The sequence below is a fragment of the Lentzea roselyniae genome (genome assembly GCF_039537795.1).
Classification (GTDB): Bacteria; Actinomycetota; Actinomycetes; order Mycobacteriales; family Pseudonocardiaceae; genus Lentzea; species Lentzea atacamensis.
Map to the genome: position 1 here is coordinate 1 of NZ_BAABBE010000034.1, position 23,262 is coordinate 23,262.

General features: G+C 65.1%; 21 protein-coding genes and 1 pseudogene. 8 read left to right on the forward strand and 14 right to left on the reverse strand.

What is annotated here, in order from left to right; all coding sequences use genetic code 11:
• The 5 genes and pseudogenes from ABFX45_RS38390 to ABFX45_RS38410 form a co-directional block, all read right to left on the reverse strand.
• Positions 1-259: pseudogene (locus ABFX45_RS38390) on the reverse strand (hypothetical protein); the annotation flags it as partial.
• A 166-nt stretch (positions 260-425) separates the two neighbouring features.
• The gene (locus ABFX45_RS38395) at positions 426-1,589 is read right to left on the reverse strand and encodes a DUF3322 domain-containing protein (protein ID WP_346135629.1); all 1,164 of its coding nucleotides are present in this window, start codon (positions 1,587-1,589) and stop codon (positions 426-428) included.
• Positions 1,589-4,954 (reverse strand): ATP-binding protein, encoded by a 3,366-nt coding sequence (locus ABFX45_RS38400; protein ID WP_346135631.1) that lies wholly within the window; start codon positions 4,952-4,954, stop codon positions 1,589-1,591. The genes ABFX45_RS38395 and ABFX45_RS38400 overlap by 1 nt, the downstream gene beginning before the upstream one ends.
• Complete coding sequence (locus ABFX45_RS38405; RefSeq protein WP_346135633.1) at positions 4,951-5,547, reverse strand: DUF4194 domain-containing protein; 597 nt, start codon at positions 5,545-5,547, stop codon at positions 4,951-4,953. The genes ABFX45_RS38400 and ABFX45_RS38405 overlap by 4 nt, the downstream gene beginning before the upstream one ends.
• On the reverse strand, positions 5,544-6,998 hold the full coding sequence (locus ABFX45_RS38410) for a DUF3375 domain-containing protein (RefSeq protein ID WP_346135635.1): 1,455 nt from the start codon (positions 6,996-6,998) through the stop codon (positions 5,544-5,546). The genes ABFX45_RS38405 and ABFX45_RS38410 overlap by 4 nt, the downstream gene beginning before the upstream one ends.
• Before the next feature lie 177 nt (positions 6,999-7,175).
• Between ABFX45_RS38410 and ABFX45_RS38415 the strand changes: the two genes are divergently transcribed.
• The 4 genes from ABFX45_RS38415 (at position 7,176) to ABFX45_RS38430 (ending at position 12,187) form a co-directional block, all read left to right on the forward strand.
• Positions 7,176-7,511 (forward strand): hypothetical protein, encoded by a 336-nt coding sequence (locus ABFX45_RS38415; RefSeq protein WP_090015017.1) that lies wholly within the window; start codon positions 7,176-7,178, stop codon positions 7,509-7,511.
• Positions 7,508-8,668 (forward strand): hypothetical protein, encoded by a 1,161-nt coding sequence (locus tag ABFX45_RS38420; RefSeq protein ID WP_346135637.1) that lies wholly within the window; start codon positions 7,508-7,510, stop codon positions 8,666-8,668. Before ABFX45_RS38415 ends, ABFX45_RS38420 begins: the two co-directional genes overlap by 4 nt.
• A gap of 6 nt (positions 8,669-8,674) precedes the next feature.
• Positions 8,675-11,095, forward strand: coding sequence for a TOTE conflict system archaeo-eukaryotic primase domain-containing protein (locus ABFX45_RS38425; protein WP_346135639.1), 2,421 nt, complete (start codon positions 8,675-8,677; stop codon positions 11,093-11,095).
• 534 nt (positions 11,096-11,629) lie between these two features.
• Entirely contained in the window at positions 11,630-12,187 is a 558-nt protein-coding gene (locus ABFX45_RS38430; RefSeq protein WP_346135641.1) for a VUT family protein, read from the forward strand.
• 115 nt (positions 12,188-12,302) lie between these two features.
• On the opposite strand, the gene ABFX45_RS38435 is transcribed toward ABFX45_RS38430, so the two are convergent.
• The 5 genes from ABFX45_RS38435 to ABFX45_RS38455 are packed head-to-tail and all read right to left on the reverse strand — an operon-like array spanning position 12,303 to position 15,912.
• The gene (locus ABFX45_RS38435; protein ID WP_346135643.1) at positions 12,303-12,704 is read right to left on the reverse strand and encodes a hypothetical protein; all 402 of its coding nucleotides are present in this window, start codon (positions 12,702-12,704) and stop codon (positions 12,303-12,305) included.
• Positions 12,705-12,711: 7 nt separating this feature from the next.
• On the reverse strand, positions 12,712-13,161 hold the full coding sequence (locus ABFX45_RS38440; protein WP_346135645.1) for a hypothetical protein: 450 nt from the start codon (positions 13,159-13,161) through the stop codon (positions 12,712-12,714).
• On the reverse strand, positions 13,158-14,603 hold the full coding sequence (locus tag ABFX45_RS38445; protein WP_346135647.1) for a lipase family protein: 1,446 nt from the start codon (positions 14,601-14,603) through the stop codon (positions 13,158-13,160). Before ABFX45_RS38445 ends, ABFX45_RS38440 begins: the two co-directional genes overlap by 4 nt.
• The gene (locus ABFX45_RS38450) at positions 14,603-15,397 is read right to left on the reverse strand and encodes a hypothetical protein (protein ID WP_346135649.1); all 795 of its coding nucleotides are present in this window, start codon (positions 15,395-15,397) and stop codon (positions 14,603-14,605) included. The genes ABFX45_RS38445 and ABFX45_RS38450 overlap by 1 nt, the downstream gene beginning before the upstream one ends.
• Positions 15,394-15,912 (reverse strand): BAR domain-containing protein, encoded by a 519-nt coding sequence (locus tag ABFX45_RS38455; protein ID WP_346135651.1) that lies wholly within the window; start codon positions 15,910-15,912, stop codon positions 15,394-15,396. The genes ABFX45_RS38450 and ABFX45_RS38455 overlap by 4 nt, the downstream gene beginning before the upstream one ends.
• A 249-nt stretch (positions 15,913-16,161) precedes the next feature.
• Here ABFX45_RS38455 and ABFX45_RS38460 point away from each other — a divergent pair, with 249 nt between their 5' ends.
• The 4 genes from ABFX45_RS38460 (at position 16,162) to ABFX45_RS38475 (ending at position 19,480) form a co-directional block, all read left to right on the forward strand.
• A complete protein-coding gene (locus ABFX45_RS38460; RefSeq protein WP_346135653.1) occupies positions 16,162-16,941 on the forward strand; it encodes an ESX secretion-associated protein EspG in 780 nt (259 codons plus the stop codon).
• Positions 16,942-17,033: 92 nt separating this feature from the next.
• Positions 17,034-17,432 carry a hypothetical protein gene (locus ABFX45_RS38465; protein ID WP_346135655.1) on the forward strand — a complete coding sequence of 133 codons (399 nt, stop codon included), beginning with the start codon at positions 17,034-17,036 and terminating at the stop codon, positions 17,430-17,432.
• Positions 17,433-17,466: 34 nt separating this feature from the next.
• A complete protein-coding gene (locus ABFX45_RS38470; RefSeq protein WP_346135657.1) occupies positions 17,467-17,982 on the forward strand; it encodes a DUF3558 family protein in 516 nt (171 codons plus the stop codon).
• Positions 17,983-18,154: 172 nt separating this feature from the next.
• Positions 18,155-19,480, forward strand: a complete 1,326-nt coding sequence (locus tag ABFX45_RS38475; RefSeq protein WP_346135659.1) for a hypothetical protein — start codon at positions 18,155-18,157, stop codon at positions 19,478-19,480.
• Between the two features lie 260 nt (positions 19,481-19,740).
• Here ABFX45_RS38475 and ABFX45_RS38480 read toward each other — a convergent pair whose 3' ends face one another.
• The 4 genes from ABFX45_RS38480 to ABFX45_RS38495 all read right to left on the reverse strand — a co-directional run bounded on the left by ABFX45_RS38480 (position 19,741) and on the right by ABFX45_RS38495 (position 23,208).
• Positions 19,741-20,187 (reverse strand): hypothetical protein, encoded by a 447-nt coding sequence (locus tag ABFX45_RS38480; RefSeq protein ID WP_346135660.1) that lies wholly within the window; start codon positions 20,185-20,187, stop codon positions 19,741-19,743.
• Entirely contained in the window at positions 20,184-21,104 is a 921-nt protein-coding gene (locus ABFX45_RS38485; RefSeq protein WP_346135662.1) for a helix-turn-helix domain-containing protein, read from the reverse strand. The genes ABFX45_RS38480 and ABFX45_RS38485 overlap by 4 nt, the downstream gene beginning before the upstream one ends.
• A gap of 185 nt (positions 21,105-21,289) precedes the next feature.
• Positions 21,290-21,985 carry a 2'-5' RNA ligase family protein gene (locus ABFX45_RS38490; protein ID WP_346135664.1) on the reverse strand — a complete coding sequence of 232 codons (696 nt, stop codon included), beginning with the start codon at positions 21,983-21,985 and terminating at the stop codon, positions 21,290-21,292.
• On the reverse strand, positions 21,982-23,208 hold the full coding sequence (locus tag ABFX45_RS38495; protein WP_346135665.1) for a helix-turn-helix domain-containing protein: 1,227 nt from the start codon (positions 23,206-23,208) through the stop codon (positions 21,982-21,984). Before ABFX45_RS38495 ends, ABFX45_RS38490 begins: the two co-directional genes overlap by 4 nt.
• Positions 23,209-23,262: the final 54 nt, after the last annotated feature.

The following is a 23,262-nucleotide window of genomic DNA, read 5'->3' on the forward strand; positions in this document are numbered from 1 at the left end:
TCATCCCAGCGGCCGCCATGATCCATGGTTCCGGTTCCTTGTGGGCTCGCCGAACGAGCTCCTTCCACACCGCGTCCTTGGTCACCCAAGTGGTCTGCCGCTTGAGCAACAACACGCGAATCTCGTCGAGCGGCTCAAGCCGCGACGGAAGTCCGCAACCGAGTCGCACACCGTCGAGAGCAAGGGCATTGGGGAAGGTGGTCAGCTCGGCGAAACGCCGCTCGACGACATCGAGGCAGGACAGAGCACGATCTTGCATTTGCGGTGATCCCTTTCCGTACTGGGTTGGTCCCCCGACACCCCCTAATCGCCCTGTTCGGAGCCAAAATGATGAGGAATCACCCGATTTGGTGACATGTCGCCAGCGTGTCGCTTCCAGGGTTCAGGCCATCGTGTGGCTAGTGAGGCGCATCAGCGGAGCTGTGTCACCGTGTCGCGCCTTGGAGCGCTGAGTAGGACACACGTTCCTGTTCGAGACGGACGGCGGTACCGAGCGCGTCTTCGACAAGATCGTTGTACAGCGTGGCCTCGTCTGGATGTAGCGACCTGAGGTGTGCGTTGACCGGGGCGCTTTCGCGCACCCACTGATCCTCGTGGGCCAGCAGTGTCGCCCGGTCCATCAGCATCGAGCGAACGTGCCCGAACTTGGCCCGCAGCCGATCCAGGATGGCGAACCCGTGGGTGTCGATGTCGCCCCAGTACACCAGTTCCCGCTCCGACAACCAGCTCAGCGGTTCAAGTTGGGACAGCGCGTACCCGCCCCCGAAGACCACAACGGAATCCTCTACCGGCGGGAACGCCAGGTACGTGACATCGTTCTCCACCACGAACACCGTCGAGACCGGGAGAGGTCTCGTGGCGAGTTCGTCGACGCGGACGGCCAGTTCACTGAACCCCTCGTGGCTGCCGAGCCAACGAAACCGCACGTAGCCGGGTTTCCTGCGAAAGCGATATCGGCTGGTGAACTCCGAGTGCGGATAAGCAGGATCGATCCGATGTGCCGGGAGATGGTGGTCCAACAGGAGGCCGAGGATCTTGCGGTGGCCTTCGATGAACTTGGTGTCGACACCGGGAACGTCGACCTGGCGGACGTACATGTCGCGGGTCGCGTGGTTGTCGATCCAGAGCACAGTCGTGATCAGTTTGTCCCAGACACGGTCGAAACTGAGCGCCTCAAGGGGTTTTGCGATCATCCATCCGGCAGGTCCGGGCGCCAGTGTCTGTGTCGCATGTAGGAGTTCGGTGAAGCGCCGCACGTCCGATGTGCGGCGCAGCAGCGACCAGAGCTGGTCGTAGGAGTCGATCCAGACCCGGCCCGGCAACTCGTTCGTGCCGATGATCCTGCCGCCCACGGTCTTCGTCTCGACTCGCAGCAGGCGCTGATCGACCTCGCGCCACTGGGAGACCCACTCCTGAACTTCGCCGAATCGCGTGGACAGGTCACTGGCGGTGGGGCTGCGCAACGGGATTCCGAGCGGGACCCACTCCTCGCCGGCAGCGAACATCCTCAGGAAATCGCCGTTGTCCCAACGGCGCTTCAACCTGTTCACCACGTCGGTCGGTGTCGACCAGGTCCGCGGCGCCGCCATCAGTCGCCTCGCTCAGGCGTGTCTTGCATCGCGTGCGCTAGTTGCCGCTGCTTGTACTCCTCGATCGTGAGGCTCTGCAGGCGCGAGTAGCTACCGGTCTTGTTGTCCACGAAGCCCACCGCGGACACGTGTGGCTCGATCACATGGATCTTCTGCAGTGGCGTGACGATCAGCAGCTGAAGTCCCAGCTGTGCGAACAGGTTCAACGCGAACCGGGTCGACTCGTCGGAGCCGCGACCGAACGCCTCGTCGATCACGACGAAGCGGAAGGTCTTCGACTTCCCTCGGCCGTGGTCGAGTTTGAACTGGTACGCGAGCGATGCCGCCAGGATCGTGTAGGCGAGCTTCTCCTTCTGCCCTCCCGACTTCCCGCCCGAGTCGGTGTAATTCTCGTGCTCCGAGTCGTCGGAGTGCCAGCGTTCGGAGGCTGAGAACATGAACCAGTTGCGGACGTCTGTGACACGTTTCGTCCACGCCCGATCTGTCTCGGTCTGGCCCTCACGTCCCTTGAACCGCTCAATGATCTTCTTGACCTGCAGGAACTTCTGCTCCGAGTACTGATCCGACTCGTCACCGCCAAGCGTGCCGGTTGTGCAGTCTCGCAGTTCAGTGCGGAAGTCACGGATCTCGACGTTGATCGTGGGCTGCAGATCCAGCCGGATGTACCGGCCGGGGTTGTAGTCGATGCCGACCAGCGACTCGTTGATGGTCTCGACACGTCGCTTGATCAGGTCGACCTGTTTGTTCAGCTGGGAGTTGAACCCGGCGATGTCGCGGATGGTGTTGGTGTTGAGGTAGGTCTTGAAGTCTGTCTCGAACCTGGGCAGGTCGTCGTTGACGAGGCGGTCGTGGAACGCCCGGTACTCACCGGCCGAGTGCATCGAGTCGTCGGCTTCTTCTGTCTCCCGTGGGTACTTCTTGCGGAAGGCACTCATCTTGGCGATCGCCTTGTTGCCCGCCTTGGTCTGCTCACCCGTCCAGTACTCCACCAGTTTGGTGAGTTTTCTGTTCACCTCGTCCTGACAACGGTCGCAGTCCGCCGATGACCGCGGGTCCGCAGACTCCAGGTGCCGTGCGACGGCGTCGAAGATCTCCTGAGCCCGTGGATACGCGGGATCCGCGAGCATCTGCTCGACCGCGCGGAGCCCCGTCTCGGCTTCCTCCCGATCTCGGGAGAGACTGCCGATCCTGGTCGTCAGCGACTCCTGGTCCTTCTCCGCGGACTTGATGTCCGACGCGACGTGTTCAAGTTCCGTCGTCACCCGCTGCAGCTCGTCGGATGACTGCTCGAGGCGGTGCTTCTCGGTAGTGAGCGCCGTGATGCCGTTGACCACTGTTTGCCAGTCGATCTCGGCGTACGAGCCGAACTCGGTGAGCTTCGCCAGCGTGCCCTGCCGCTCGCTGGTCCTGCGGAAGTCCTCACTCAGGCCTTGTTTCCTGCTCAGAAGAGCGTTTCGCTCGTTCTGCACCTTGCCCGCCTGATCAAGCAGGGCATCGATCTTCTGCTCGTTGCTCCAGCCGAGAACGTAGGTGCGCCGGTCGTCGATGCGCCGGGTGTCGTTCTTCTCGTGCCAGCCCCGCGCACCCTTGATCTGGCCTTCACGCGTGATCGCCTTGGCGGCGCGGCGGAACTCGTCCATGGTGTCGACGCACTCGCAGTCGGCCCGATGCCTCAGTTCCCGTTCCAGCCATGCCGTGAAAGGAGATTCCTTGATCTCCAGCTTGGTGGCGAGCGTACGGTCACCGGCGACCGTGTCAGTCTCGCGACCGAGGCGATCGGGCACGCGGTAATAGACCAGCCGCGTGCCCAGGTTGTGGCCGTTGATCCAGTTCGACGCAGCGGTGTAGTGCTCGCTGGACACGAGCAGGGATAGGCCGAAACCGTGCAGCAGCCGCTCCGCGGCCCCCTCCCACTCCGCGCAGTCGGCGCGGACCTGGATGAGCTCACCGGCGAAGGGCAACTCCTCCTCGTCGACCCTCAGTTCGTCGCAGAGCTGGCCGCGCAGGTCCAGGCTGCGCTTCGGGATGTTGCTGCGCCGGTCCCGCAGGCTGACCAGTTCTTCGTTGAGCTCCTTTGCCTCGATCTCCAGGGTGTTGAGTCGCACGCCGAGCTCGGTGAGCCCGTTCTGCAGCTCGGCCTGGTCGTGTTCGAGAGCGCTCGCCGCGCCGACGATGTCGCGTTGCCGGCCGGAGAACTGCTCAGCGGACTCGACCGGCCGCAGGCCGGCATCGGCCAGCAGCTGGTGAAAGCGGCCGGACCGGTCCTGACGGCGGTCCCGCTCCGCGGAGTCGGTCCTGAGTTGTTTCTCGATCTCCGCCAGCCTGCCGCCACCGAACCCAGCCCGCGCCACCTTCAGCTCGATCTCCTTGCCGCGCAACGAGTCGAGCCGACCCTTGACCGCGTCGAGCTCGCCCTTGCGGCCGCCGAGATCCGACGTCAGCGTGGCGATCCGGTCGCGAAGCAGGTAGGACTTGCGGTCCGCGAAGTAGAACGGCAGCGCTTCGCGCTGCTCCTTGAGCGACTTGATCTCGGTCGCGAGCTGGTCGTACACGTCGCACTCGGCGAGCAGCGGGCGAAGCTCGGCGAGCTGCTCGCGTGCCTTGCGCACCGCGTCATGTGCCTTCGTCAGGTCCTCGAAGTGATCGACCAGCCGCTTGGTCCAGTCGGCCGCGTCGAAGGGCTCCAGCATGTGGCTGCGGACGAAGTCGTTGAGATTGCCGACAGACTTCATCGACACGGTCTGATGGAACAGCTCCATCGCCTGCTCGGACGGGATGTCCAGTCGTCGCCGAAAGTCCTTGCTGTACTGGGGGAAGTGATCGTGGGTACTGGCGCCGCCGCGACGCAGCCGCCGCTTGAGCGACGCGATGTCGCCGCCGAAGTCCGTGAAGTCCCCGGCGATCGTCAGATCCCGGTCCGCGGTCACGAAGAAGCGATTTGGCTGCCCTTCGCTGGCGCTGGCGAACCAGAACACCTGAGCGAGCGTGACCGTGGAGTCGTAGCCGACGTTGGTGAACACGCCCAGGATGACCGAGAACGAGCGGCGGTCACGCAGACCCACCGGCCTGGACGCGCCGGTCGCCTCACTGCGTTCCGACTTGTGGTAACCGAGAACGTACGACCGCAGGCTGCGTTCCCTGGCCTCGGCGCCTGCCGCCTTGTTGTACGAGATGCGGTGCGCCGGCAGCAACAGGGTCGTGATCGCGTCCACGACCGTCGACTTCCCCGAACCGATGTCGCCGGTCAGCAAGGCGTTCTCGCCGCGCACGCCGAGGGCCCACACGCGCTGGTCGAACGTGCCCCAGTTGTAGACCTCGAGCCGGTCGAGCCGGTAACCGGCCAGCTCGGTGACCTCCTCGCTCACCGGTCCTCCCCTCCGAGCTGGCGCGCGTACTCGGCGAGGCGCTGGTCGAACTCCGAGAGCCACTGCCCGTCGACGAACGCCTTCAAGATCCGCCGTACTTCGAACGTCGCGTCCTGCCCCTTGATCCTGCGCAGGAAACCCAAGTCGACAACCTTGTTGACCTGAGCGTCGATCTGGTCGACCAGCCTCGCCTCGTTGCTGCTCTCCGGCATGAACAGCCGCACCATCTCCACTATCTGGTCACGGGTGAGGATCAGCCTCGTGTCGCTGTTGCCCGCGTCGAACTCGGCAAGCTTCTTGCGCAACAGGGCCAGCAACAGGCTGACCGCGAACGACAACGCCCGCCGTGGGATCAGCCGGGGAACAGCGGCGTCCTCGTCGTCCACATCGGGTTTCGACCGCAGAAACGCATACCCCTCAGCCTCATCGATGACCACCGTTAGCCCCATGACACCGACGTAGTCGCGCACCTGTGCCTGCAGCGGGAGAAGGTGCTGCCACGCCTTCTCATGCGTATCGCGGTAAACCACTCCCTTGACCAGTTGCGTCACGGCCAACGACAGATCGAGTTCATCCTTGGCAGCGGATGTCATGCCCCCTCCACCTCGCCGGTCAGCATCTGCGTGAACGTGACCCGAGGAATGGTGGCCATTCGTTCGACACCGTCGAGATCGCGCCAGTGCACCCGTTCCCGCACCTGCTCGTCGAACACCACGCGGAACGACGGATCGCTCAACGACAGGTACGTCACCAGCTCGGTCAACCCCTGCTCCAGTGGCTGCCTGTCAAGAACCTCGGCGAGACCGATCTGGTCCCGCGTGCGCAACACCCGGCGAACCCCCTCGCTCAGTCGTTCCGGGTCGACATAGACCTGCTCGAACAGCAGCGAGGAGTCGATGTCCTCGTCCGCGGCGACGATGTCGGCGCTGTTCAACGCGACCTTCTCCGGTGGCGTGTACAGCGGGCGTTCCATCGGCAGCGCCACTACCGGAGCAATCCCCTCGACCTCGATCACGAGATCCACATTGACTTGTTCCCGCACCTTGAGTGCGTTCGACTCGATGCTGCGCAGAATGTCCATGACCCGGCGGTTCTCCAACCACACCTGATCGTCGAGAAACCTACGCAACTGCTCGGACAGCAGCCGGACCGTCGCCTGCGTACGTTCCGCCGCGTCCATCCAGTCGTAGTGGATGTGCCGCATCCTCGGGTCGGCTTCCCCGATGGCATCGAGTGCCTGCACGCGTTCGAGCAGCTCGCTCAGCTCTGTCTGCTTCTCGTGGGAAAGCAGAAAGTCGTAGAACGCCTGGAAACTCTTGCCTTGATCGGAGTCGGCGATGCTGTTGCGACTCCCCAGCACCTCGTCGAGCAGGGCGCCCTTGGCACCGTCCCAGGACGCGATCCGTTCCCGCAGATCACGATCCAGGGCCCGGAAGTTGGCCTCGACCTCGCGGAAGTCGGCGAGCAGCTCCCGCGCGATCGCCGCAAACTGCTGGTAGCGATCCTTCTGGGCCGGCGAGTCGAGCACCGCGAAGTCCCCGCGCTCGACCCGTGCGATTTCGACATCGATCTCGTGGCGGCGACGACGTAGTTCAGCCAGCCTGACCTCGGGGTCGGTCTCCGCACCGAACACCATTTGCCGGAGCAGCTCGAACACAGTGTTCAGGCGCGATTCGGTGCCGACGAACGACCGGGCGTGGAGGGTTTCGACCCACGCCAAGGCCTTCTCGACAGCTGATGTCGCGTCGTAGTGCGCCTCATCGGCAGCAACTGGGTAGTACTTGCGCAACCATCCCTTATCCGGGGCAGACCAGTCGTCCAGATACGCGCCAGCCGACTTCGGGAACCGGTGGTCGAGCCGCTCGTTCAGTGCGTGGAGCTCATCCTCCAGCCTGCCGGCCAGCTCTCCGCGCGAGATGGACCGAACGTTGTCCTCGACGAACACCTTGCCCAGAAAGCTGAGTATGAACGGCGCGTTGTCCGCGAGCAGAAGTTTCCAGGCAGGGCTGTTCTTGCGCAGCGATTCGAGATCCTCGAACTCCACGACACCTGCCTTCCGCCTGCAACGGCGTCCGCCTTCTCGAGGGTAGGGGAAAGCACCGACAGAACCGGGACAACCCATCGATGACGCATGTCGACCTCAAGCACAAGATCGTTACGCTCCGTAGTACAACGGTGTGACTAGCCTGACCATTTGACTACGACCGCGAGGGGAGAGTTCGTGAAGAGACCGAGCGGCCGATGGCGGATCGTGAAGATGACGAACTGGGACCAGGACGCCGTCGACCTCACCGAGCCAGGGTTCATCAAATTCGCCAGGAACAGCACCGGCGAGTTCGGCTTCGTCGCCATCCGCGGCTGGATGGACTGCCGGTGGACCGAGCGCGACGGCCGCCCCTTCGTCGAGTTCAGCTGGGAAGGCCACGACGAGGGCGACCAGGTCAGCGGACGCGGCTGGGCCGCACTGGCGGAGAACGGCTCCCTGACCGGACACCTGTTCATTCACCTGGGCGACGACTCGGGCTTCCACGCCGCACCATTCGAGGATCGACGTTGAGCGAATACCAGTACTACGAGTTCATTGCCATCGACCAGCCCCTCGACGCACAAGCGCAGGCCGAGGTGCGCTCGCTTTCCACCCGCGCGCGAATCACCGCGACAAGCTTTGTCAACGAGTACCACTGGGGCGACTTCCGCGGCGATCCAAGCCGACTGATGGAGCGCCACTACGACGCGCATCTCTACCTGGCCAACTGGGGCACCTGGCGGATCATGCTCCGCCTGCCCTGCGGCCTGCTCGACCTGGAAGTCGCTGAGCAGTACTGCGTCAGCGACCAGGTCACGGCCTGGACCGCCGGCCAGCACCTCGTCCTCAGCATGACCAGCGAGGACGAGTCCGGCGACTGGGACTACGACCCCGAGGTGTCCCTGTCGTCCATCGTCGGCATCCGCGACGAACTCGCTGGCGGCGATCACCGGGCGCTCTACCTGGTCTGGTTGGCCGGCTATGGCACCTGGGAGGACGACGAAGATGCTTTCGACCAGGACGAGAACGAGGAACTCGAACCGCCGGTGCCTCCTGGCCTGCGGACGCTCACCGCGTCACAGCACGCGCTGGCTGGTTTCCTCCGCCTCGACGACGACCTGCTCGCGGTGGCAGCCGAGGCAAGCCCATCGCTCCCCGATCGTGCCGAAGATCCCGAGCAGCTCGCGAACTGGCTGGCGGATCTGCCCGCCGGCGAGAAGGACCGGCTACTGCTGCACGTCGCCCAAGGACGTGCCGCAACCGCGCGAACCGAAATACTGCGCCGATTCCGCAGCATCATCGCCCCGGCGGTCGCCGCACCCGGCCGCCGGACCGTGGCCGATCTCCTGGACAGCGCCTGGCGCAGGCGTGCCGACCAGCAGCGCAAGGAAGCCGCACAACACGCCGAGGAGGAAGCCCGCCGAGAACACGCACGGAACCTTGTTCGCCAGAAGCGACTGGACGACCTGTCCCACGACGAAGAAGCCGCCTGGGCAAAGGTCGAGGTGCTGATCGCAACCCGAAAGCCCGCCGACTACGACGCCGCCGTAGCGTTACTCAGCGATCTCCAGGCCTTGGCCGAACGCGACGACCGGTTCGACACCTTCACCCTGCGCAGCATGGCATTGCGCCACGCCCATGCACGCAAACCCAGCCTCATCGACCGCCTCGACCGGGCCAGGATCTGATCGGTCGTGGATGACGATCTCTGGTCAGCAGAGGCAGCGGGCCTCGCAGAGGAACTCGAGAGCCTGCGCGCTCTCACCGCACAACTGCAGTCGGAGAACGCGCGCTTGTTGCGGTTGCTGGAGCTGACACCGAAACAGGCGGCGCCACCCGGCCCCGCTCAGACCGGTTTCTTCGAAGCACCTCCCGGCCCTGTCTACCGACAGTCAGCACCGGAGACGAAGGTGGACTTCTTCGCCGCCCTGTTCGCCGCCCGGACCGACATCTATGCCACCCGGTGGGAGAACACGCGTACCGGCAAGGCTGGATGGCTGCCGGCGGTGCGTGGCGGCTGGCGCAAAGGAGTTCGACACCAGGACCGCGACTACCTTCCGCTCGACAAAGGGGTTCTGCGCGACCATCTGACCGGTGCCGCGCATGTCGGGCTGTATCCGCTACTGGACAGTGATCTGTGCTGGTGGCTGGCGGCCGACTTCGACGGGCAAGCGGCGATGCTGGACGCCCTGGCGTATCTGAAGGCCGCCCGGACGTGGTCAGTGCCAGCAGCACTGGAAGTGTCACGTTCCGGCGTCGGAGCACATGCGTGGATGTTCTTCACCGCTCCCATACCCGCCGAGACCGCCCGCCGCCTCGGCACCGCCCTGCTGCGGGAGGCGATGGCGGTACGCGGCCGCATGGACTTGGCCAGCTACGACCGATTGTTCCCTTCACAGGACGTACTACCGGCAGGCGGCGTAGGAAACCTGATCGCCGCGCCCCTGCACGGCAAGGCCCGCCAGGACGGAGCAACGGTGTTCCTCGACCTGGCCACGATGGAACCTCACGAAGACCAATGGGCGTTCCTTTCATCGCTCGGACGGATGAGCCCAGCCGAGGTCAGCCGGGTCGCTCGCCGCGCCGGTCAAGTCACCGTCGGCGCGAGCATCGACCAGCTCAATGCGCCCGTCTCGACGAGGATCCGGGTCGCCGCGTCCCCGATCGTGCACGCCCGGCTCAGCTCTGGGATCCGTGTGGAGTCGGACGAGCTGACCCCTGCGTTGCACGCGACGCTGAAACACGCGGCATCGATGACGAACCCGCTGTTCTACGAGCGTCAGCGCCTGCGAATGTCCACATGGGATACCCCGCGGTTCCTGCGCAGCTACGACGAAACGCTGGATGGCGGACTTATCGTGCCGCGGGGCCTGGCAGACACGGTGGCATCACTGGTCGAGCAGGCAGGCAGCCGTCTGGAAGTGACCGACGAACGGCCAGCCGGAGAGACGCAGGAGTTCACGTTCACCGCCACGCTGACCTCCGCACAGCAAAAGGCCGTGAACGCCCTCCACGAACATGATCTCGGTGTACTGGTCGCGCCACCTGGAGCCGGCAAGACCGTCATCGCCTGCGCACTGATCGCAACCCATGCAACGTCCACTCTCGTACTCGTCGACCGCAAAGCCCTCGCCGACCAATGGCGCACGCGCATCGGCGACCTGCTCGGCGTCAAGGCCGGCCAACTCGGCGGCGGTCGCAGAAAGACCCGCGGCGTCGTCGACGTCGCGATGCTGCAGACGCTGGCCAGGAAAACCGACCTCGAGCAGCTCACCAGCGGCTACGGACTGGTGGTCGTGGACGAGTGCCACCACGTCCCCGCAGCGGCGTTCGAACACGCCATCAAACAAATCCCGGTACGCCGCTGGCTCGGGCTGACCGCCACCCCATACCGCCGTGACAAGCTCGACGACCTGATCGCACTGCAACTCGGCCCAGTCCGCCACACCATCGCACAAGCCACTCCCACCACCAACGACAACGCGCCCCAACTCGAGTTCGACAACGCTGCACAGCCGCCGACGCCCGTGCTTCACGTGCACGACACCGCGTTCCGCTACCTCGGTGACGCCGACCCCACGAAACCTGGCGGAATGGCAGCCATCTACCGCGAACTCGTCGCCGACCAGGCCCGGACAATCCAGGTTGTCGACGACGTGACCGCGGCACTGAAACGCGGCAGACACTGTCTGGTACTCACCCAGTGGACCACCCACGTCGAGAACCTGGCCAACGAGTTCCGCGAGCAGTCTCTCAACCCGGTCGTACTGCGCGGCGGCATGAGCACCAAAACCCGCAGGGACGCCCTCGCCCGGCTGCAAACGTCCGCAGACGGACCGCCACTTCTCGTCGTCGCCACAGGACCATTCGTCGGTGAGGGATTCGACTGCCCCGTCCTGGACACGCTGTTTCTGGCCGCGCCCATCGCGTTCAAGGGTCGCCTGGTCCAGTACGTGGGACGCGTTCTGCGCGCGCACCCAGGCAAAACCACCGCAGAAGTCCACGACTACCACGACATCAACACCGGCGTCCTGGCTTCCTCACTGTCCAAACGCGCACCCGGTTACATCAGCCTCGGCTTCCCTGATCCCCGCCGATCGAAATCGGCCTACTAACGTGCAACCAGCCGAGTTGCGATCATTGATCCGTGTTCGATAGCCCACCCGGAGCTGCTGGCAGGGCAAGCTGTGGCGCCCGACGACGGATGATCTACTTCCGACATGGTGCAGCAGCAGAGCGATCGCATGCCCCCACAGCTGCGCCTGTTCATCGAGGATGCTGAGGTCACGTAGGCAGGCTGCGACAAGCGAGGACGCATCTGTTGTCGGTCTTGTCCACAGCGGGCCCGGCCAGTTCGCGGTCAGGAGTACCCGGCCGGGTACGTGCTCAAGTCCGAGAGCCTGCTCGCACAAGCACTCGTTCAACTCTGCGACGGCCAGGTCGTAGCCTATGGGGCCGAGTCCAACGCACCATCCACCTCACGTGTCTCGTGCGGTGGCCATCAAGGTTGTACCTAGGGTGCCGGAGTTGATCACACGGCAACATCCTGCCGGCAATCTGACCGACCTGCGCTCGCACATATTGAGGCTCGTCCTGCCACTGGGCAGCGCTCACGCCACCCTCACCTGCAATAACAGAGAGAAGTACTAATGACCTCCGTCGCCGCGGACACCTCGACCGCCACTACTCGTCGCCCCTTCGTCGGCATGGCTGCCCTGTTTGCCTACCTGGCATCGATCCTCGCCGCGAACTGGGCGATCACGTACATCGGCATCGTTCCAGTCGGTTTCGGACTGCTCGCACCCGCGGGCGTCTACGCGGTCGGTGTCACTCTGACATTGAGGGACCTCGTGCAGTGGAGCCTAGGGAAGCGTGCCGCCTTGGCAGCTCTGACTGTGGCCGCCGTCTTGTCCTACTTCATCGCAGATCCAACTGTGGCAACCGCGTCCGCTGCCGCGTTCCTGGTCTCAGAGCTGATCGACTTCGTTGTGTTCACCTGGCTGGCGCCGCGCTGGGCTACCGCTGTGTTCGTGGGCGGCCTGGCAGGGCTCATCGCAGATTCCGTGCTGTTCCTGCTCATCGCTTTCGGCTCGCTGAGCTTCCTGCCTGGGCAGGTGCTGGGCAAGCTCTACGGCGTCCTCACCGCCGCCATCGTGATCGCCGTCCGCAGAAAGTGGCTCGGCGCCAACCCGGTTCGCCTCCAGTAAGACGCTGCGCGGCTGCGAAACCTTCGAGCGGACGGATCCGAACTCTGATCGATCTTGGTTCCGACGTGACCGTCGTGCGGTTCGCGGTGGTACTGGGACGCCCGCTACGCAACCACTACGGTCGCCGGTAAATCGAGTTATCACTGAAGTCATCGTCCTCGACCGGCCTCGGCATAGGCTTCCGCGGTTCAGGAGTGCCGAACGCCGGCACCGACACATCGGTGTCGAGCTGTCCTGCCTGTCCGCCGACCGCGTTCCGGAACTCGCCGAGCACGTTGGCCGCGGCGCCTTCCCTCGCCTGCCGCACCAACTCCATGAGCTTCACGGCGAGCTCGGGGTTCTGTGCGATCTTGAGATCGAGCAGAGCACCGTTCGGCGCCACCGTCACGGTCAACGCCTTGTCCTCGGAGGTGACGGTCTGTCCCGCCATCTCCAGGTTGCGGCGGAACGCGACCGCGTTGCGCTGCAGTTCCGCGGTCTTGGCCTCGAAGTCGGCCAGCCATTCATCCGGAGTCATCGTCCCCTCACTTCGTCGGCCTCGGCCCGTACTTCTCCAACCCGACTTTCTCAGGAACACCGAGACGGTCTCGGTGTATCGCCCTGTCGGGGCCCGTCACATCCTCAGTAGGCGGGTTGTCCGATGAGTAAGCGGCGAATCGCAATGACACGCCGTCGCGGTCATACGCCGTGCTCTGCCAGTAGTCGCGGGTCGCGATGTCCTTCAGCTTGTCGATGACCTCGTCCGAGACCGACTCCGCGCGGATGACGACTTCGAGGGTCAACCGCTGCCCCGAGTCGACGCCGTGCATGTAGTCGTACTTGGCGTCGGAGACTTCGGGCAGTTCCTTCCAGTCCGCCACGATCTTCTTCCCGACGTTGTCGACGTCCTCGTAGTACTGCGCGAGGACATTGCACCCGGTCAGCAGCCCGACCATGAGTACAACCAGGCCTATCAGCCGCACAACCGCACTCATTTCACGCCCTCTCTCGCCACCCGGTAACGCAGCAACTGCGACTCCAGCCCGCTGCCCCGGGTGAATGCGCCCGTACTGTCCATGAACCGGCGCACCGACGGATCCGAGCCCTCATCAAGCTGCTTCGCCACCGCGACGTAGTTCTGGTCGACTCGCGGCTTGTCCGGGTTGTCTTCGTCGTGGCGGTAGCCGCCGATTCCGTGATTACCGCCGACGGTGCCGGTCTGGTTCTCGAAGGTGACCGTCGTGCGGTTCGCGGTGTTCGGGTTATCACTGGCATCGAGGCGGGGAACGATGTCGTTCTTGTTCTCCAGCGACAGCATCTGCACGTTGTCGGGAATGTCGATCCGGCCGACAGGTGAGCCGGCGGTGATCACGTGCGTCACGTTGTATCCACCTGAGATGAGGTCGTTGGTCGATTGGGCGGCGACGATGCCGCCCTGGCTGTGGCCGACCAGCATCACCGGCACGCCACTGCCCTGTGCACCGGCCTCACGCAGCGCCCTCTCGATCCCCATTTGCAGCACGGTGTTGTTCCCTGCCATGGCGTCGATGTTGACGCCTGTATCGTTGGCGCTCTTGGGATCCCATGGCGAGTTCCAGTCCTTGGTGCCGGGGATGTCGACCACGTAACCGGTCACGTTCCCATTCGCGTCCTTGATGACTCGCACATCGATGTTGCTCTCGTCTGAGTCGTCATGCGGGTCGTTGCGTTCGTCGAGACCCAGCATGATGTCGCGCAAGCTGTGCGGCCCGGAGTCAGGCAAAGGTTCGAGAGCGGTGACGTCCGCCGTGCCGTCCGCGTAGGTCGCGGCCAGCAGATCCAACGTGGTGGCCAGATCAACGGGCACACCGAGCGAGGACAGCATGCCGGGAGACATGCCGATCAGCGTGTCGACCATGCCAGGGTGATCGACCAGCCACTTTTCCCAGTCACCGTCGTAGTTGGCGTACACATCGGCGGCGATTGCGGTGCCCGCTCCCAGCGCGGTGGCGACCGTGCCGCCCGGCACCGAAGCGACCGCCAAACCCGCCATCCAACGGGACGCGTCGAGACCCCTGGCGGCCAGCTCATCGGCAGCCTCGTAGGCCAGCTTCGTGGCACGCAAGGCGTCACCGCGCAGGCTGATGGCTGCGGAGGTGGCGGTGAGACCGTTGGGCCCATCGAGCGCTATGGCCATGGCAGCCTCGAACTTCGCCACTCCGGACGGATTCAGCAGAGCCGAGGCGAGCACGTCCGGCTCGGCGAGGAACTTGTGCCCGGCCAACGCGGTCTTGAGCATGTCATCGGCGACTTCACCGGTGAGGGCGCTCATCGCCACGAGGTCCTCGCCCTTGGCCCGGAACCCGCCGGCGCCACCGCTGATCTGAATGTCGGTGACCGGGGCAATGTCGATTTCCCGTCCCGCCGGACCGCTGGGCGTCACCGGGTTGTCGCGCATCACAGAGCTCCTGCCACTGCCGGGGCGACCCACGTGCCCAGATCCTCACGAGCGGCTGGTTCCAGTCGCACCATCCGACGCCCCGAACCGTCCGGCTCCGGTTCGAGACCGCTCCAGCCACCGTCGGTGTGCACCCAGCTGACCTGAGACGTCATACCGTTGCGGCCGACGACAAGACACCGCAAACCCCCGTCGGTCTCGGTGGCCACTTGCTGAGCGAGCGCGGCCTCACTGCCGGACAAGCTCAGTGCGGCGACAACGGCGGCTGGACCGCCGGGGTCGGCGTCGCGGAACAGCCTGGCGGCGCCCATCTCCTGCAGCGCCGACAGCGGCAGCCGCCCTCGCAACGGGGTCGGTTCTGGTCCTGCCCCGCCCAGGCGGGACTCAACACTGGATTCGATATCCGCATCCTCCGGTGGAACCGCTCGGATCAGCTCCTTGCCCAGGTCTGCCGAGGCGAACATCGACATCTCCACCGCGCCGTCGCCCAGCTCGAACAGCGACGCACCCAAAGGGCCGGAGATCGCGTGCATGCTGTGCAGTCCCTTGTCGCCGATCGCGGCGACCGTGTCCAGCATGACCATCGGCAACGCCAGGATCTCCAGGTTCTTCACCACCGACCGGTGAACCTCGCCACCCACGCCGTCGACCACCCGCTTCTTGATCAGCCCCGCCTCGGCAGGACCGATGTCGGCAGACGGCATCCACGCCGGCGGCAGCTCGACACTCGTGCGCTCGACCAGATACGCCAACTCGCCCGCGGTCAGCACCAGCCGGTGCGGTGCCGGGGTCACGCGGGCACCCCGTGCCCGCGCAGGTACTCGCCGACCTCGAGCCACGCCTTGTCGCCAGCGGGCGGCAGGTTGTCCGGCCCCCACTTCCAGCCCGTCCACGGCGGCTGCGGAGGCGACGGCGGCTGGCTACCACCGAACCCCAACACGTCAGCGACACCGTTCGCGAAATCCCTCGCCGCCTGGTTGAACGCGTCGACCGCACGGTTGAACCTGTCGATCGCACTGGTGAACCAGCCGACCACGGCCTCGGAGATCTTCTTGATCATCGCGATCAGCTCACGCACTTCCTGCGCGTGCCGACGCAGCAGCGCGGCTGCCTCGGTCAGTCCGTCCGCGGCCTTCTTCAGCTGCCGCTTGTCCCCGCCGACCGTCTCCCGGCAGCGCTCGGCCGCGACCGAATGCCACTCCATCCTCCGGGCGTCGTCGTCGAGTTTCTTGGCGCGATCTCGCACGCCATCAGCGCGTTTCTCGATGTCGCTCGCGATCCGGTCCAGCTCGTCCGGGTTCCCGTACATGCCCTCCACCCCTCACTCACAGCGAGCGAATCATGACAGGTGGTGGGCATGCATGCTCTTCACCCGGAATTGCGTGCTTCTACCTACTCGCTGACGCCACCCAGAACGCGATCTACTCACGGAACGTAGTGATCAACCCCTCAAACAGGGCAACTCCTTCTGTAACGCTCCGTAGACCGCAGGTCGACTGGCAGTATGACCGCCGGTCGCGCACCGTGGGAGCGGTGTGCTCGGGGAGGGAAGATCCACGTGTCAGGGGAGATCGTCTGCTCGTTCATCGAACTCGATGTGCTGGGAGTGGCGCTACGGCTCGACGTGCGGCAGTTTCCGTTCTCAATTCCGCACTTCGCCGTCGAAGCAGAGGAGCGGCTGAGGTTGGGGCAGGCCGCGCAGGATGACCTCATCGCACGCGGGTTGATCCGAGGTGACAACTTCGCCCCAGAGCTTGTACAGGCGCTGAACGTGTACGCGCGTGGGCGGGTCGCCATCGCCATGCGCGGTGTCACTGACCAGGAACAGCACCTCGCCCTCGCGGTGATCGACAACCACGTCGGCGTACTGGCAGTGCAGCAGGGCGAGGCGTTGCGGTTCGAACTGACGCAACCTGACTCGGTCATCCGCAGGCTCGTCGGGCTGTTGCCGCCTCAATCCGCAGGCCCAGGCACCTCGGTCACTGTGACTGCCAAAGCCGCACCGACTGGGCGGCGACGGGTCGAGGAGGACTTCTCCGAGTTCACGTTCACCTCGACCGTGCGAACGGCCGGGCACTCGCCGGCAGCGCAGCGAGCGGTGGCGGAGGACATCCTGCGGCACCCCCGGCTGGGCGGTGGCGACTTCCTCGTCACTGTCCGCGGCCGCAACACCCGGCAGAGCGCTCCGGTGACGATGAACTGGCTGGACACACAAACCGGCCGCTTTGCCGTGCTCAACAGCACCACTCCCGATGGACGGCTTCAGGCGACATACACGCCCGCTGATCTCGCCGCGCTCGACCGGCACCTCACTCACATTGTGAGGTCGGTGTCGTAATGGAACTGACGCCGCTGGTTACGCGTCGGAATCACCGGACACGGTGAGCGACGACTTGCTAACGTTGGAGCACCAGTCGGGGAGGGGCGGTTGTGACTGACATCTGGTCGAGCGTGACCGGTTTCGGCGACGCGCTGGACAGCCTGAAGGCCGTCGGTGCCAGTGGCGGCTGGGCCATCAATGAGTCCGGCGGCCAAGCCTTGATCAGCGCGGCCACAGACTTGTACGACGAGCTTGGCGAACACCTGGCTGATGCGAGGCGCCTGGGTCAGGAGCTGCCACTCGGGACGACCCCAGCAGCTCAGGTCTACAAGCCGTACCAAGCGACAGTCGCGACCGATCCGCATCAGGGCCTGATTCCGGTGCTGACGAAGCTGCGTGAGGAAGCCCTCGAGTTCAGGACCGAAGTCGAGAAGGCCATGGCGGCCTACAAGTCGACAGACGAGAGCAGCCAGCAAGGCATCAAGAAGGCCGGCGGACCCGCCGCGTGACGACTGAAGGAATGCAGTGACATCTCGCTTTGTCATGATCGCTCTGGCAGCAAGCGCTGCGATCGCTCTCAGCGCCTGCTCGGATGGACCATCCACCGGAACGCCACGTCCTGCGACAGAGACGACCACAACCTCCACCAGCGTCGGCAAGGACACTGCGTCCCTGGCTGAGACGGACCCCTGCAGCTTGTTGACCAGCAGCGAAGCATCCGAACTGGGCGCCTCGGGAACGCCGAAGCGGGAGAAGGTCGGAACCGCAGACGTGTGCAAGTGGCGCAAACCAGGCGAGGGCAATTTCGACGTGAGCGTCCGCGCGAATCTCGGTTTGGAGCAGGTAAAGCCCGACGGTGGCCAGATTGCTGACCTGACCGTGGGGAAGGGGAATCGCAAGGCGAAGAAAGTCAGCGGTGACGGCTCCGGCGTCTGCATCATCGCCCTCGATGTCTCACCATCATCACGGGTCGATGTCTCAGCGCTCGGGCGACCGAACGAGGATTCGTGCCCAGTGGCGTTGAAGCTGGCGGAACTGGTTGACCCGAAGTTGCCGTAAAGCGCTTGTCCTGACTGTGGGTTGAAGGGGTACGGGAATGAACGAGGGGCCGCGCGGTCAGTCTGGTGACGTCTATTCGCGGTACGGGCTGCAGCGTCATGGCGAGGTACAGACCGGTCAGCAGATCCATGAGCAGGTCACTGCGCTGAATCTTGCGACGCACGGACCGATCATGGGGGCCTTGATGGCCGTGGTGCAGGGCAACGGCCAGGTCGACGACCTGTTGGACGGGCAGGCCGTGAGCCTGCGCAACCAGGGCGTGTCGACCCGGCAGGCCCCGGCCGCACCCGGCGTGCACTACCTCGGAATCCCGCACCAGCAGCTGCACGAGATGGTCAACAACGGCGTCGATCCTGGCACGGTGGGCGCTGCTGGCGACACCTACACCCAGATCGGCAACAAGCTCACCGCGTTCCAGGACCGGATCGCCCGCGCGATCGGCAGCAGCGAGGCCGACTGGAGCGGCAAGGCCGCCGACCAAGCCCGCACCGCGGTCGCTGGTCTGGGCAACAAGGCTTCCGAGGCCGGGACGGCGGCCCAACTCGCGGGCACGCTGATCACTCAGCAGTCGCGGGCGTTGAGCACCGCGAAGTCCACGGTGCCGCCGCCACCTGCCGTTCCCTACGACCCCGCGGCGGCGAACGCCAGGCGGATGGCGATCACCGACCCGATCCTCTACGTCCAGCAGGCAGCTGCCGACGCAGCTGCCTTCCAGGAGCAGAAGAAGCAGCACGAGGACGCGGCGCGTGCGGTGGAGACCTACGACCGCACGGTGACGCAGACCGCGGCGGCCCAGCCCGCGTTCGCGCCCGCTCCCCCGGCACCACAGCCCCAGCCTCAACCCGAGCCCCAGCCGCGGCCCCCGATCGGCACTGGTGACTCGAACGGCCGCGGGCTCACGCCACCGCCGCAGGTCGGCGACACGACCAACACGGCGTGGTCGGCGCCGCCGGTCACCAACACCGGTGGGAACACCACCAACACCAGCGGTCTGGGCGGTGGCCAGAACAACCTCGGTCTGGGCGGCAACCAACTCGGCGATGGCAACAACAACCGCGGCGGTGGACTCAACCCTGGATTCCTGCCTGGCACCGGACCCGGTGACAAGGGTGTCGGCCGGAGCGGCGGACCCGGCGGTACGGGTGCCGTCCGCGGCGGCACCAGCACCGGCACAGGCGGCGGACGCGTGCCTGGCGGTACCGGAGTCGGCAATCCCAACGCTGCCAAGGGGTTCGGTCCCGGTGGGTCGGCGGGTGTGTTGCCCGGTGATGGTGCGGCGGGTCGTGGTGGCTCGGGTGCCGGTGGTGCCGCGAGTGGCCGCGGCGGCGCGGCCGCCGGCGCGATGGGTGCCATGGGAGCCGGTGGCGCGAAGGGCAAGGGCGAGGAGGATCTCGAGCGGACCACGCCGTCGTATCTGCTGGAACCGGACCCGGACGAGACCTTCGGTAGCGACGAGATGGTCGCACCGCCGGTGATCGGTGACTGGAGCGACCAGTAGATCGCCCAGCGTTCGGGCGGCAGCGTGATGACGACGTGGTGGCCGGGGTGTTCCCCGACCACCACGTCGCCTATCTACGGCACAAACTGAGCGCCCTGCAACGTCTGGCCCGCAAGCGCGTGGACACCATGTCGAGCACCAGTTCGGCGGTCCGGGTGACGAAGAGCTGCGGCCACATGGCTGGGTCAGCGGGTGGCTGCGGCATGTGTCGTGGTCGTTGGCCTGGTCGGCCAGTTCGGCCTAGCTCCCGAACGTTCCCGTCAGCTCTGCGCTGCTCGGAGCACAGCGTCGGCCACCGCGGTGAAACTCGGTGTCGGCGCTGCGAACAGCCCGGTGATCCAGCGCAACTGGTGCTGTCCGAACCTGCTGGGCGGTAGGTCGACCGATCGGCCGGACCGGATGTGGTCGACACCTCGCACGGCCAGTTCCGGAAGTGTCGGCCCGGTGTGCGGCGTCGTGATGAACGTCCAACGAACGCCGTGGTCGTCGGGCGCCTCGAAAACAGGGACCGACCGATCCAGCAGATTCCACGCGCGAATGCCGAGTTCTTTTGGCATGTCGAGGGCTTCGACTTCACGTCCGACGACGAGCCAGACACCTGAGCCGTACACGCCTACGGTCCAGCGGTGATCGTCCTGATAGGACTGTGCGGCAGCTTCGAACTCGGTCTGCGGCCCTTCAGCTCCACCGATTCCCAAGCGGGTCATGAGGATTCGCCTTGCGTGTGAGCCGAATCATCTTGTGACGCCAACCAGTCATGTCCCTCGTTCGCGCAGCCGCCGGCCGACAGCGCTTCTCCAAGGCGGGCTATCACAGCCCTCGACCGCTCTGCGTCCAGGCTGATGTGGTCGAGGGAACGGACAACCGCCTCGTAGCCCTTGATCGCAGCCTTCTCCTCGACGAAGAGGGTGGAGTTCTCGTTCCTCAGACACACCAGTGGCTCGTACTTGGCGAAGGTCAGCTGGGTGAACGGCCCGCGCATGCCCGCGTGCGCCCCGATCGCCGCGGGCACGATCCGAATCGTGATGTTCGAACGCACCGCCGTCCGCAGCAGGTGGTGCACCTGCTCAGCATGGACGTCGTGGCCACCGACCGGCAGTCGCAACGCGAATTCGTGGAGGAAGAAGGTGCTCTGCAGACCTGGCCGGAGGAGGGCCTGCTGCATTTCCAGCCCGGCCTTCACCCGCTCCTCCAACTCACCGACAGACACGTTGGCGGAGGCCGTGATCACCGCACGCCTGTAGGCGTCGGTCTGTAGGAGATCCGGCACTATGTGCGTCTGCCAGCTGATCAGTGTCTTGGCCACGGCCAGGTTTTCGACGAACGTACGAAGACGTACAGGCTCACACGTTCCATGCTCCTGCCACCAGCCCTTGATGTGTGTCTCCGGAAAGAGTTCCATGAGGTGATCGCGTTCGGCAGGCTTGGTGCGGCAGATGCCGAGCAGGAGAGCCAGTTCGACTTCGCTGGAGCCGCCCTTGCCGTTCACCAGTTCCGAGAGCCTGGCCTCGTCCCAGTCCGCGAGCTCGGCCGCTGCACGCGAAGAGAGACCGGCGCCTGCGATGGCCGCTCGCAGTCCATCACCGAACTCACGGCCTCGCGCCGTGGAGAACCTTTTCGGCATTGCGGAATTCCTTGCATCAGCTGGAGATCTGTCGTGCCTGGACGAACCACAGCAGACCGTCCAGCCACCGTTCACACCAGCTCACGCTTGCCGCAGCGATGTCGCAGGGATGTCGTATCCATCCGGCTTGATCAGCAGAAATGCCAACGACAAGCCGAGGTCACACGATTGGGTGTTCCTGCCGTTCAACGCCCAGCCAAGTCCAGTCTGGCCAGTTCGTCGTAACGATATGTCCGCCCGTCCCGTCGTAGCTCGACCAGCGAGACAGCTTCGACGGAAGTCTCCGCGGGCCGGAGCGCCCGCAGCCGGCTCACCAGCGGCAGCAGATCAGGAACCGGCACGGTTTGGTTGCAGTACGCGATGCTCAGGTGCGGCCGAAAGTCCTTGGTATGCATGCGATCTGCGCCGCCGAACACGTCATGAGTCGCCTCCGCCAACGTGCGGTGCAGCTCCAGCAAAGGCAACCACGGTGCGACCGTGAACCGGAGTGCGCCGCGCGAACCGGCCAAGGGACCGACGTCGAGAGCGAACGGTGCCAACGGCTTGCACTTCAGCTTGGCGATCTCGACAAGCCGGCCCACAGTGGCCCGTGCCGTCTCGTCCGTGAACGCCACGCGTCCGACGGTCAGGTGCAGCGCATCGAGCGGTACGGGGTCGAAGTCCGGCCGGAGCAGTTCGGCCTGGCACTGGCCGGCGAGGTCCTGCACGGCCTGATCGTCGTGGAACGACAGCATCCAGTGATACGTACGACGTCCCTCTAACCAGCCCGGTCGATCCCAATGGTTCTGCATTAAGTCGACCTCGGAGAACGCCTGCCAGTCGTGCGCTCGCAAAACGTCTGCGTTCTCCAAATCGGCCGGTGGGTCCAACGGGAACGTCACCGACCGATCTCCTTCATCGGCTTCTGCCAGTCACGCACTGCTTCAAGGAGAGTCGATCCAGCGTGCACAGACCCTCGTTGTTGAAGACTGCGTGCAAGTTCCTTGGCCCGCACGGCAACGGAGGCGATCGGCTTCGAGGCCGAACCCTCGAGCGCCTCCATACCCACGAATGCCGCATGCTCGAGATCGGCGTGGGCAGGCATGGTCAGGGCCGTTGCCTCGTCCAGCTTCATGAGCGAACGGCTCCAGTCGGAGTCCGAGGCTTCGACGACGGGCTCCAGATCCTTGGTCAACTTCAGCACCTGCGTGTAGTTCCCAATAGCAAGGCACGCTGTTGCGGCGTTGGCCGCGGTGCGCGCCCAGCCGTACGGCTCCAGGTCGATGCACGACGTCATGCCGACCGGGCCGTCCGCACGTTCGACCGTGTCGAAAGCGTCGCTCAGTGCTCGTTGGACTGTCTTCCGGTCGCCGAGCTTTCCGGCGGCCCGAGCCACACCGTTCGACAACAGTCGGATGCGCTGCCCTCCCTGACCGGCAAGCTCCACACCGGCTTCAGCCAGATCAAGAGCCTCCTTGTAGCGCTTCCGGTAGTAGGCCGCGAAGCTCTGCGTGCCTCTGACCCACGCCAGCATGGCGTTGTCGTTCAGCGATGTTGCGAGCAACGCAGCTTCAAGCGCGAAGTCTTCGGCATCGCTGAACTTGCTGAGGTTGACGGACATGTACGCCAGCAGCGCGGCCTGCTGAGCGCTCAACCGGGTCAGCGCCATTCGGTCGGCGTCGGTGGACACACGCAACCCGAGTTGCTGGCTGAGCCGCCGAAGGCTCAGCAGCTCAGGAGCAAGACGCTGCGGTCCTTCTTGTTCATACCGCGCGATAACGCCTTTGGTGTAGACGGCGACGGTGTTCAGCGTTTGGCCTGGGCCAAGTACGTCGATCAGTCCGGCGGCAGGGTGGGCCGGCGAGGCGGGCATCCAATCACCCGGATCCGCGTCGGCTCCATCAACTGCGGCTGCTGGTTCTGGAAGAGCAAGGATCGCGGCGAGCTCCCGCTGGGTAACACCAAGAGCACGCGCCAGACGCGGTTGAGTGAGCGGTTCCGGCGCTGAGCGGCCGCTCTCCCATCGCCACACCGCGCTGCGATCGGCTCCTACTTCCGCAGCCAACGACTCCTGCGTGAAGCCCGCGGCCTTACGCAGGTTCACGAGGTCGTGTCGTTGTGCCACCGCGCCTCCCCGGCTCCGATCGACGTCAATTGCCTTGTGGATCCTATCTGTGAC